11 protein-coding genes and 4 pseudogenes are annotated in these 10,684 nt (G+C 47.4%); 4 read left to right on the top strand and 11 right to left on the bottom strand.

What is annotated here, in order from left to right; translation table 11 throughout:
* Positions 1-172: 172 nt before the first annotated feature.
* The gene (locus RMO35_RS20735; protein WP_309743805.1) at positions 173-937 is read right to left on the bottom strand and encodes a pentapeptide repeat-containing protein; all 765 of its coding nucleotides are present in this window, start codon (positions 935-937) and stop codon (positions 173-175) included.
* On the opposite strand from RMO35_RS20735, the gene RMO35_RS20730 reads away from it, so the two are divergent.
* The gene (locus RMO35_RS20730; RefSeq protein ID WP_309743803.1) at positions 936-1,289 is read left to right on the top strand and encodes an efflux RND transporter permease subunit; all 354 of its coding nucleotides are present in this window, start codon (positions 936-938) and stop codon (positions 1,287-1,289) included. The genes RMO35_RS20735 and RMO35_RS20730 overlap by 2 nt on opposite strands.
* A gap of 53 nt (positions 1,290-1,342) precedes the next feature.
* Here the strand turns inward: RMO35_RS20730 and RMO35_RS20725 are convergent, their stop codons facing one another.
* Together RMO35_RS20725 and RMO35_RS20720 are read right to left on the bottom strand one after the other, a co-directional pair.
* Positions 1,343-1,771 carry a hypothetical protein gene (locus RMO35_RS20725; protein ID WP_309743801.1) on the bottom strand — a complete coding sequence of 143 codons (429 nt, stop codon included), beginning with the start codon at positions 1,769-1,771 and terminating at the stop codon, positions 1,343-1,345.
* A gap of 163 nt (positions 1,772-1,934) precedes the next feature.
* Entirely contained in the window at positions 1,935-2,096 is a 162-nt protein-coding gene (locus RMO35_RS20720; RefSeq protein WP_309743800.1) for a hypothetical protein, read from the bottom strand.
* A gap of 116 nt (positions 2,097-2,212) precedes the next feature.
* Here RMO35_RS20720 and RMO35_RS20715 point away from each other — a divergent pair, with 116 nt between their 5' ends.
* A complete protein-coding gene (locus tag RMO35_RS20715) occupies positions 2,213-2,515 on the top strand; it encodes an efflux RND transporter permease subunit (RefSeq protein WP_309743798.1) in 303 nt (100 codons plus the stop codon).
* 178 nt (positions 2,516-2,693) lie between these two features.
* On the opposite strand, the pseudogene RMO35_RS20710 reads toward RMO35_RS20715, so the two are convergent.
* The 3 genes and pseudogenes from RMO35_RS20710 to RMO35_RS20700 all read right to left on the bottom strand — a co-directional run bounded on the left by RMO35_RS20710 (position 2,694) and on the right by RMO35_RS20700 (position 5,232).
* A pseudogene (locus RMO35_RS20710) lies at positions 2,694-3,386 on the bottom strand (SDR family NAD(P)-dependent oxidoreductase).
* Positions 3,383-4,489: pseudogene (locus tag RMO35_RS20705) on the bottom strand (alkene reductase). Before RMO35_RS20705 ends, RMO35_RS20710 begins: the two co-directional pseudogenes overlap by 4 nt.
* A gap of 11 nt (positions 4,490-4,500) precedes the next feature.
* The gene (locus tag RMO35_RS20700) at positions 4,501-5,232 is read right to left on the bottom strand and encodes an SDR family oxidoreductase (RefSeq protein ID WP_309743796.1); all 732 of its coding nucleotides are present in this window, start codon (positions 5,230-5,232) and stop codon (positions 4,501-4,503) included.
* 105 nt (positions 5,233-5,337) lie between these two features.
* Here RMO35_RS20700 and RMO35_RS20695 point away from each other — a divergent pair, with 105 nt between their 5' ends.
* Both RMO35_RS20695 and RMO35_RS20690 read left to right on the top strand, forming a co-directional pair.
* Positions 5,338-6,255, top strand: a complete 918-nt coding sequence (locus tag RMO35_RS20695; protein WP_309743794.1) for a LysR family transcriptional regulator — start codon at positions 5,338-5,340, stop codon at positions 6,253-6,255.
* Between the two features lie 163 nt (positions 6,256-6,418).
* Positions 6,419-6,664: pseudogene (locus RMO35_RS20690) on the top strand (efflux RND transporter permease subunit); the annotation flags it as partial.
* Between the two features lie 250 nt (positions 6,665-6,914).
* On the opposite strand, the gene RMO35_RS20685 reads toward RMO35_RS20690, so the two are convergent.
* From RMO35_RS20685 to RMO35_RS20665, 5 genes and pseudogenes are all read right to left on the bottom strand, one after another.
* Complete coding sequence (locus RMO35_RS20685) at positions 6,915-7,856, bottom strand: DUF5996 family protein (RefSeq protein ID WP_309743790.1); 942 nt, start codon at positions 7,854-7,856, stop codon at positions 6,915-6,917.
* Between the two features lie 177 nt (positions 7,857-8,033).
* Positions 8,034-8,678, bottom strand: coding sequence for a Vat family streptogramin A O-acetyltransferase (locus RMO35_RS20680; RefSeq protein WP_396135705.1), 645 nt, complete (start codon positions 8,676-8,678; stop codon positions 8,034-8,036).
* A gap of 225 nt (positions 8,679-8,903) precedes the next feature.
* Positions 8,904-9,137, bottom strand: coding sequence for a hypothetical protein (locus tag RMO35_RS20675; protein WP_309743788.1), 234 nt, complete (start codon positions 9,135-9,137; stop codon positions 8,904-8,906).
* Entirely contained in the window at positions 9,106-9,930 is an 825-nt protein-coding gene (locus tag RMO35_RS20670; RefSeq protein ID WP_309743786.1) for an alpha/beta hydrolase, read from the bottom strand. The genes RMO35_RS20675 and RMO35_RS20670 overlap by 32 nt, the downstream gene beginning before the upstream one ends.
* A 435-nt stretch (positions 9,931-10,365) precedes the next feature.
* Positions 10,366-10,684 (bottom strand): annotated as a pseudogene (locus RMO35_RS20665) (DNA topoisomerase I); the annotation flags it as partial.

The raw sequence follows: 10,684 nt of genomic DNA, 5'->3' as shown, positions 1-10,684 counted from the left end.
GCAAGGATATTTTGAGCTTCAACAGGCGACCATTCGGTCACTGCTATCAATCATTAACCCAGCCAGCTAACGTTCCCGTTTACCTGCCGCTAGTAAACTTTTGAACTCAACGAAAAGACTCCAAACGGTCGGGTGCAGGCGGATTGTTATACAGCTTGGCAAAGATAAAGAATTATGATTCCATTCGAGACATAATTAAATCTACAGCCTCTTTTGCCGGAGCTAAATCTAAACCTGTCTTCTCTCTAAAGAACCTTATTGCACCCAACCGATCGCCAAAATATAGATACTCTTTCTTCATGATTTCGATATCCCCCTCGCTGATCTGGCTCAACAAATTTACGTTCGTAGCTACCGTACCCAACTCATCACTTTTTAACGGAGAACTTTGCGTAACAACGTTCTCAAAATTTGCACCACTAACTTTATTAAGACTCCACTGTTTCATTTTGCTCAGATCTACACCAGCTAAATTAGCATCTTGTAGGTTTGAGCTAGAAATCCACGCATCACACAAATTTGCCTGAACTAGGTTCGCGGCTTGGAAGCTTGCCGCTTTAATATATGCCTGTCTCAGATCGACACCTGTCATGTTTGCCCCGTTTAAAATGGCATCCTCTACAGTGAGTTGACTCAGGTTAGCAAAACTCAGATCCGCATTAGACAGATCCGTTCCCTCCCAGAACGTAGCTGCACTCATGTTAGCGTCCCGTAAATCGGCATTTCTAAAACTAGTGAATTGGCAAGTAACTTCACTAAAGTTAGCACCTACCAAGTTGACCTCAGTAAAATCAAGCTCGGAAAAATTGCATCCTCTTAAATTAATTCCACTCAAATTTGTTCCTCTCGGAACTTCCAGTTGCCTGATTACGCCAACAGATGAAAAGTCTCTTTCTCCAGCAGCGTAACGACCGATTAGTTCTTGAATATCTATCATGGCAAAACAGATCGGAGTGTCCAAACATCATCAACTCAATATTTCCCTGCCAGTAACTTCCTACTGCCCTAACTCAAGAAATAAAGATCCCAAATCCGAATCCCTTTACATTTACAATGTAACGCACGATCGATTGCGATCGATCTTTATGTCCGCAGGTACGAGCATCTTGGGCATAGTACCGCTAGCAATCTTTCCCAGACAGCGATCGGAATTCGATCGAAGGCTGGGAATTGCGATCGCTGGCGGGTTAGCATTTTCCACCATCCTCACCCCGACTGTAGTTCCCGCATTGATGGCATTATTGCCGGATTTCTCAGGCGATCGTCGCAAACACATTATTGGTAGTTAGTGTATTTTATAAATTGGATTGATGGTCGATCGAAGATGAGTTTGTTAGACTGCCTAGCCATCTTCCGATCCAGAGGTAGAATCATCGAATAGATCTATCAATGGCTTAAGATCGAGGTACATGGTGCGGTAGGGAGTTGAAGGTGGTAAGACTTCTTCAGCGTTAACAAAAAGGAAACCGAACTTTTGATAAAAGCCAGAAGCATCATAGGTTGGTGTCATGTCTTCATCATACAGAGCATCAACTGTCAGGAATCTGACACCGATTGCAGGTGCAATCTCACTTGCTACATACTCAATCGACCACTCCACTAATCTACGACCTGCACCCTTTGCCCGTTTATCGGCTGCAAGTAGTCCAATCTTGATGGCTGGAAAAGTTTGGTACCGAACGCCTTCATCAATTAGGATTGGCTGGTCGAGATCTAATTTATCGGCAATTAAAGTGACATACCCAGCTAAAGAGTCTTCACATCTTAGCATCCAGCATTGACTGATGCGGGCGTTTATCTCTCGTTGAATGCGTCCTTGTCGCCATTAGGTAACAAATTCTCCCCGCGAACATCGAAACCCCTGACCTAAACTACTCAGATCGGGGGTGATGCGCTCGACAGGAGTTTTGGAAAAGTCGATGTCAGCAAACTTACTACTTGGAGGCATTCTCAGCTTTCCGACGGGCGGCGATTTGCTTCATCAACGCAAGGGCGGTTTCATTCGCCACATGACCGCCACTTTGAATTGCTTGGGCTAGCTTCTGAGCTTCGCTGCCAGAAACAGGCTTTGATACGGTATGGAACGGATATTTCATTACTTTGGAAAGTGACTAATTCTATTATACAGCGCAAAGCCCAAGACCTAATGGTCTAATGGTCTAATGGTCGGCTCGCCTTCTAGTCGGTGAGCAGACCAAATGCACTTTTCGCTGTGCGGACTCGATTCCGCATAGCGGACGCTACGCGAACGAAAGATCCCAAATCCGAATCCGTCTACAATGCAACGCGCGATCGATTGCGATCGATCTTTATGTCCGCAGGTACGAGCATCTTAGGCATAGTACCGCTAGCAATCTTTCTCAGACAGCGATCGGAATTCGATCGAGGGCTGGGAATTGAGATCGCTGGCGGGTTGGCATTCTTGACCATCCTCACCCCGACTGTAGTTCCCACATTGATGGCATTATTACAGGATTTCTCAGGCGATCGGCGCAAACATATTATTGGTAGTTAGTGGATTTTATAAATTGGATTGATGGTCGCTCCGAGATTACTAGCTTCCTTCTAACGCCCCGCTTCACCCGCCGTTAGTGATTCCTCGATCCAACCGATAGCCTCGATCCGGTCGGTGTGCAAGCGGATTGTTATGCAACGGCTGATGCCAGTTTGTCTACTGATTAAGATCGATGCACCTAGAAGGAAATGACTTTACGATCGCGCCAAAACTTCCCCGTTTCACTATGAGATGCCTCAGTTGCTAACCAAATTGCGGTATCAGCACCTTGTTCAGGCGATCGATCTGCCGATGCTCCACCCATATCAGTTCTCACCCAGCCTGGACACATGGCATTGATGACGATATTCTTAGCTTTCAGAGACTGGGACAACATTATCGTTGCACCATTTAATGCCAGTTTCGATAAACTGTAGCTAGTTGCCGTCGTAGTTAAACTATCGAATGCACCCATCCCACTAGAAACATTGATTATTCTGGCATCGGCAGATTTTTCGAGCAGTTGTAGACAGGCTTGCACCATCTGAATTACACCAAAGGTATTGGTCTGCATTGCCGTATTGAGAAGTTCGCGAGAGATAGTCAAGCTATCAACTTGTTTGTCAGGGTAAACTCCGCCGTTATTAATCAAAACATCCAGTCGATCTATTTGCTGAGTTAAAACTGTAATCGCCCGATCGATCTATCGATCGTCACTTACCTCTAACTCCAGTGGAATCACTTTTTCACCTAACTTTTCAGCGGCTTGCTGGGCAGCAGCTAGCGATCGAGCCGTAATAATCACTTCGTAACCTTGAGCCAGTAGACCTTGAGCAATTGCAAAACCAATCCCGCGATTACCACCTGTAACTAAAGCGCGTTTGTTATTCATATTGTTACCGCCAAAAAAGGATAGTCAGTGTAGCCTGCTGCACCTCGATCGTAAATAGTGAGAGGGTTTGGGGGATTTAATTTAGCACCCGATCGAAACCGCTCTGGTAAATCGGGATTGGCAATAAAGGGCATTCCATAGGCAATTAAATCCACCTCACCACTAGTAACTGCGGTGGTGCCTTGGTTAAAATCATAGCCCCCATTGGCGATTAATAATCCTTGATAGACATCGCGCATCAGCGGTGTAGCAGGTTCATCTTCACCTGCTAGGAATTGTCCTGGCACACCTTCAGCTACATGCAGATACGCTAAGTTAAACTGATTTAAGGCACTCGCAGCAGCAGTAAATAATGAATTAGGATCGCTATCGCGCATATCCAAATAGGGATTTTTCGGAGACAGGCGAACGCCTACCCGTTGGCCTAGCCGCTCCCCTGGAGCATCGGCACTCCAAGCATTGACGACTGATTTTGTCACCTCCAACAACAACCTCAGCCGATTGTCGATACTACCACCATAGGCATCGGTACGCTGATTTACACCATCTCGCAGAAATTGGTCAATTAAATACCCATTGGCTGCATGGATTTCCACACCATCAAACCCAGCGGCTTGAGCATGTTTGGTTGCTTCAGCATAGGTTTGAACGACCGCCGGAATTTCATCCAGTTCTAGAGCACGGGGTCGAACGAAAGATTTCTTACCGCTGGGGGTGTGGATTTCGCCAGCGGGTGTGACTGCCGAAGCTGAGACAGGAATTGCACCATTGGGTTGGAAGTCTGGGTGAGAAGCGCGGCCAGTGTGCCAGAGTTGGAGGAAGATTTTACTTCCCTGGGCATGGACAGCATCAGTGACAAGTCGCCAACCTTAGATGTGTTGGGCTGTATGGATGCCAGGTGTATTAATGGCCCCTGCGGCTTGCTCAGAAATTTGGGTTGCTTCTGCAATAATTAAGCCTGCGGAAGCTCTCTGGCTATAGTATTCAGCCATTAAGGAATTGGGCGATCGATCTGCATCCGCACGCGATCTGGTCATCGGTGCCATCACAATCCGATTTTTGAGTTGATTGGCACCGAGTTGAAGAGGTGAAAATAAATCCATGTTTTTAGCCTCTACCAACCGATCGCGCCAGCTTCATTAAAGAATCCACCATTGGGACCATCCGCAGGTAAAGTCGCTAGTTTGATGATGATGCCTGCGCCTTGTTGGACGGTACGTGGTGCCGCTGCACTTCCCATATCGGTCTGTACCCAGCCTGGACAAGCAGAGTTGACTTTGATATTGGTACCAGCAAGTTGTTTGGCTAATTGGACGGTGAGGGCGTTGAGGGAAGTTTTGGAAGAGTTATAGCCAGCGGTGTTGACAAAGTAATAGGGAGATTCAGGGTTAGATTGCTCGGCGAGGGAACCGCCCGAAGAAGATGTATTTACAACGCGACCTGCCTCAGATTTACGCAGGAGCGGCAGAAATTCACGGATTACTAGGAACGGACCAAAGACATTGGTTTGATAAATTTGCATTAACAGTTCCAAGGACATCTGTTCAAAGGTGAAAATTCCTTGGGGATATTCGGGGTTGATCCCGGCGTTGTTGACAAGGATATCGAGTTTGCCATAGCGATCGGTCACAGTCTGCGCCGCTTGTTTGACACTAGCTTCGTTGCTTACTTCGAGGGGAATAAAATCTGCTTTGTATCCCTCTGCTTGCAACGCTTGAGCAGCGGCTTCGCCTTTGGCGGCATCGCGGGCACCAATGATGACGTGAATGCCTTTGGCGGCTAGTTGACGGGCTGTTTCCAGACCAATACCTTTGTTGGCACCAGTGATTAATGCGATCGTAGTCATAACTAAACTCCGGTTGGGTGAATTACTTGATGTACCCAATATATTCTTTGTTCTAGCTGAGAAAAAGGGGTTAAGATTCAAATCAGTTATGCATAAAATGCAAAGATGGACAAGCTCAAGAGTTTGATGATTTTCCTACGATCTGCCCAGCACCAAAGCTTTTCGGAAGCAGCGCGGCAGTTGAGTATGTCGCCGTCGGCAGTGAGTCGGGCAGTAGCACGGTTAGAGGATGACTTAGGGATTCGGCTGTTGCAGCGCACGACTCGGAGCTTGACCCTGACAGAAGATGGGGCGATATTCTATCGGCGGTGTCAGCAGATTTTGGACGATCTAGAGGCGATCGAACTAGAAGTCAAGCAGTCGCGATCCCAGCCTAAAGGCACCCTCCGGCTTAATTTTTCGATCGCTTTGGGGAAGATGTATATTGCCCCAAGACTAGCCACATTGGCAGATCTGTATCCCGACTTGATCTTCAATGTTTCATTCAGCGATCGCATGAGTGACTTGATCGAAGAAGGCATTGATGCGACGGTGCGAGTGGGGTTAGGTAGCGATAGCCGTTTGGCAATGCAGGTCTTGGGGATGGCTTATCCAATCACCTGTGCAGCTCCTAGCTATTTGGAACGCGCAGGGATACCGAACAGTCCAGCCGCGATCGATGAACATCGCTGCGTGAATTTTGTGCTGCCGCAGTTGGGTCGAGAAATTAGCTGGAAGTTTGAGCAGGATAAAAAGGCAATTGTCCTGCCAGTAAAGAGTTATTTACAGTTTGACTATGCCGAAGCACTATTAGAGACTGCAATTAAGGGTGCTGGAATTATTCAAGCACCGAAATACATTGTCGCTGAGGCAATTAAGCGGGGACAATTAAAGCCAATTTTAGAGAATTACGCATCGAAGGAAGGAACAGTTATCGCGATCGTTTATCCACAAAGAAAATATCTATCAGCAAAGGTACGTGTCTTTCTAGAATTTATGACCACACTGATGAGCGATTTGAAGCAGAAGGGCATCGTGGACTAGCTGATATCCAGTTAGTTCAAACCTTTCGCTAGTATCGAGTGTAATAACTTTTAGTAGATTAGGCTTGGGATCTACCGATCGATTCCGCACAGCGAAAAGTGCGGGAACAGGGCACCTTTTCAAGACAGCGGACGCTACGCGATCGAAAGATCCCAAATCCGAATCCCTCTACAATGTAACGCGCGATCGATTGCGACCGATTTTTATGTCCGCAGGTACGAGCATTTTTGGGGTAATTTCCCTAGCAATCTTTCCCAGACAGGGATCGGAATTGTATCAGGGTTTAGGGATTGCTTTAACTGGTGGGTTAGCATTTTCTACCATCCTCACCCCTACTGTCATGCCTGCATTGATGGTATTATCACAGGATTTCTCAGGCGATCGTCGCAAACACACTATCGGTAGTTAATTGCGATCGCGGGTAACTACCAGCCGATCTGGCTCCCAACTGATAAAGATTCTATTTCAGCAAATTTAGCTGCTTCAGCACACAAATCTTCAATAGTTAATTAAGTAGGTTCATGAAGAAGGCTCCTGATTTGAGTCGAAGTAGAGTGGGATGAAGCCAGACAGGGCGATCGCTGCCGAACTTTGAATTTGATGACTTCTATGGCTTTTTATGCAATCGCCACTCTAATTGGCGACATAACCTCGTCAGGTTAGCCCTTAACAACTGGTTGGTAATCTAATGAGGCCCGATCCCAATGCGCTAAGTTAGCTGCTGCCTCGTAAGTGCTTTGCAGGAATGCCATTACCATTGCCTCTGGATCGTCAGCTTGCCGTACTGCTTCATAAGGCAGCATGAATTCCTGCATGTCTGGGCTGTAAAAGGCTGCTGGCGGTTGGATCGGATAATCTTTGAAGCCCCCTGGTGCCGGATAGGCGTAAGCGTAGAACGAGGCTTCAATCGAGCCACCGCCAAACCAAAAACCACAACTGCTTACCTCATACGAATAGGCTTCTCGCGTCACCCAATCTGCCATGTGGGGCACTCCACCCGGATGTTCGGGCGCACGTCGTCCCGAAAAGCGCGTCACTGCTAGGTCAAAGCTGCCCCAGAAGAAATGGACTGGACTACACTTGCCAGCATAGCGGGCGCGGAAGTCGGTCAGCAGACGATCGGCTTGCATCAGAATTTGCCAAAACCGTTGGGCAGATTCTGCATCGTAAGCCGCATGTTGCTCGTCTTGCTCAAAGGGAATAGGGTCAGCTATTTCCTGCGGCATCGTCCAGATCCGGACTTCGATGCCCATGTCTTTTAAGGTACTCATCACGGCTCGATAGAAAGCAGCCACAGAGCAAGGAGCGAGGGCGATCGTTCGCACTATGCCATCGCTCGTTTCAATTAGGAGTTGATGTTGTAAGAAGTCAAAGGCGATCTCAAAGCTACGGGAACCATCGGGCATCGTCCCAGTCGTCAGCCCGCGTGGTGTGACATATAGCGTTGAATGCCACCAGTGATTCATTTTGGGTGCTAACGCTAGGCGAATTTTGCCAATGATTTGCGTCCACAGATGCAGCGTTGCATAAGTGTCTTGCCAAGCGGCAAGCGGTAGGGGAAGCCAGCGATCGGTAGAGGATAGGTGAGTGGTAGTCGTCATAGTACGAATCTCCATGTGAGTTGTTACCGTCATGTAAACGTCAAGTTCGAGAGTTGAAAAGTTGGATGTTTTTCGATTACTTTGCCCTACTTATCGGGTCTGTTGAGTGGCGATAAACAACACCTAAAAGCGAAAAGACTTTGCTCGCCGCGCCAACAGATTTGTGCTACTGCACTGCTACTCACAATTCATCAGAGCTTCAAGATCTGCCGCTACAATTTGCTCCAGATTTTGCGTAATTTTCTCAATGTCCCAATTCCACCAAGCAACTTTAAGCAATGCTTCGATCGTCTCATCATCAAACCGTTGGCGGATGCACTTGGCTGGATTACCGCCAACAATTGTATAAGGTAAAACATCGCCTACAACAACTGACTTTGCTGCAATGATGGCTCCGTCTCCCACCTGCAACCCTGGCATCATGACCGCTTCATAGCCAATCCACACATCGTTACCGATCGTCGTATCGCCTTTGTATGGCAGTTCTCCAGTTTGAGGGGTTACTTTCTCCCAACCGTTGCCGAAAATTTGAAACGGATAAGTTGAAAACCCGTCCAACTTGTGATTGGCACCATTCATGATGAACTCGATCCCTCTTGCCAAAGCGCAAAACTTGCCGATGATTAATTTATCGCCGATGAACGGGAAATGGTACAAAACATTCCGCTCGAAATTTTCTGAATCTTCTGGATCGTCGTAATACGTGTAATCTCCAACAATGATATTGGGATTCGACACCGTGTTCTGAATGAAGCAGATTTGCGGAAACCCCTTCATCGGATGCTTGTCTTTCGGATCTGCTCCGTACAAAATTGTTGGCATAGCCTCTCCCTGGAGAATTGCTCCTAGCTTTCAAAAATTCATTATCTCTGCATCTTATTCAAAAACTCACAACTAGATCCTTCACCTGTTGTTCAAACGGTTGAGCAGCATAGTCGCTCGCTCGTTGGCGATAGCCTCTGTCTTGACTGAAACACATGTGGAGGAGACCTCCGCGTGATTTCAGTCGCTCCTTGGAGAATCGTGTACTCCTTATAAGAGTGTGTTTTAGGCAAGGTCAAACAATAAGATTTCAGCACTGGCATCGGTCGTCAGTTCTAGCAGTTCTGGACTGTTGATTTGTACGCCATCGCCCTCTCGCAGTGACTCACCATTGAGCGTCACGATCCCTCGTGCTACTTGAATCCAAGCAAAGCGATCGCTCTCCATCTCAAACGTAATCCGCTCGCCCGATGTCCTATTGGTAGGGTCAGTCCTTGAGAAATGACAGCAGATCGGCATTGAGGAGATCTTTATGGGTGTCAGGCAGTCCGTGAGGTGCGCCAGGATAGATTTTTAGGGTGGCATTCTTGACTAGTTTCGCGGCAGCGATCGCAGCAGCTTTAATCGGTACGATCTGGTCATCGTCGCCATGAACGATTAGTGTTGGCACGTCCATTTTTTTGAGATCCTCTGTGAGGTCGGTTTCAGAGAAAGCCTTGATGCAATCGAAGGTGTTTTTGTGTCCGGCTTGCATCCCCTGGAACCAGAATGAGTCGATTGCGCCCTGCGAGATTTTTGCACTCGGACGGTTGAAGCCAAAAAACGGCCCACTGGCAATGTCCTGATAGAGCTGCGCTCGATTCGCTAGAGAACCCATGCGAATCCCATCGAACACCTCGATTGGCAGTCCGTCGGGATTGCGCTCTGTCTTGAGCATTAGTGGCGGCACGGAGGAGATTAGTGCGGCTTTGGCGACTCGTGCTGCGCCGTGGCGACCGATATAGCGTGCTACTTCACCGCCGCCAGTGGAGTGTCCGACTAGTGTGGCGTTATTGAGGTCGAGATGCTCAAGGAGTTCTGCTAGATCGTCAGCGTAAGTGTCCATGTCATTGCCATGCCAAGGTTGGCTCGACCGTCCATGCCCGCGACGATCGTGTGCGATGCAGCGGTAGCCGCGATCGGCGAGGAACAACATTTGCGATTCCCAGGCCTCCGCGTTCAAGGGCCAGCCGTGGCTAAAAACAACAGGCTGTCCCGAACCCCAATCTTTGTAGTAAATCTGTGTACCGTCTTTGGTCGCGATCGTACTCATGTTGTGACTCCTAATAGATATTGGGCTAAAAGTTTCTCAGTCTGGATCTAGTTCGGATGCTCCGTTTATTTTAGTTAATGAATGATTAATTACAGTTTTTTTACCATACATTCAGTATGTAAGATTCATCCAAATTTCACCACTCAAGATCCACCAGTTAAGCTTTAAAATAGTTATTTATAATTAAAACTTTGTTATTTGCAGGCGCCAACCCGATCGGGCGTTTGGAGTTGGGCATTGGGGATAATTTCCGAGGGTAAATCCACTTTCACAGCTAGATATAATTAGATCTGCTGCAACTATAGCCGCTTGTTGAGAATCATAACACTCAGTTCGATCTCGATAATTTATCCGCCAATTTTTGAGTTTTGAATCTGTCCGTTGGCGAAGCCTACCGTAGGTAATCGCTCATTATCTACCATCCATTCAAGCCTGTCAGGAAGCCACATTTGTACCAAGATTACCCAATTTCGGACTCCACCACGCCCCCTCTTTGCCGCGAAAATAGGCAACATCTTGGTGTTTGGGCTTGGTTCGAGCTGCTGCATCCGAACACCTTAGCATCGACTTGGATTGCCCATCCTTATTGTAGCTATATTCTTCTAGCGGCTTTTGGCAAACCGGACAAGGATGTTCGGTAAGTTTCGCTGGCGATGACTGCTCGGTTTTAGGTTGTGGAATCTGCCATTCACTCGATCGATCTGACCAAAACATCACTAACCCTTTACCCTCTGAATCTTTACATCCATCTTCA

Source organism: Chamaesiphon sp. OTE_20_metabat_361, assembly GCF_031364565.1.
This window is presented reverse-complemented; position numbering and strand designations above follow the sequence as displayed.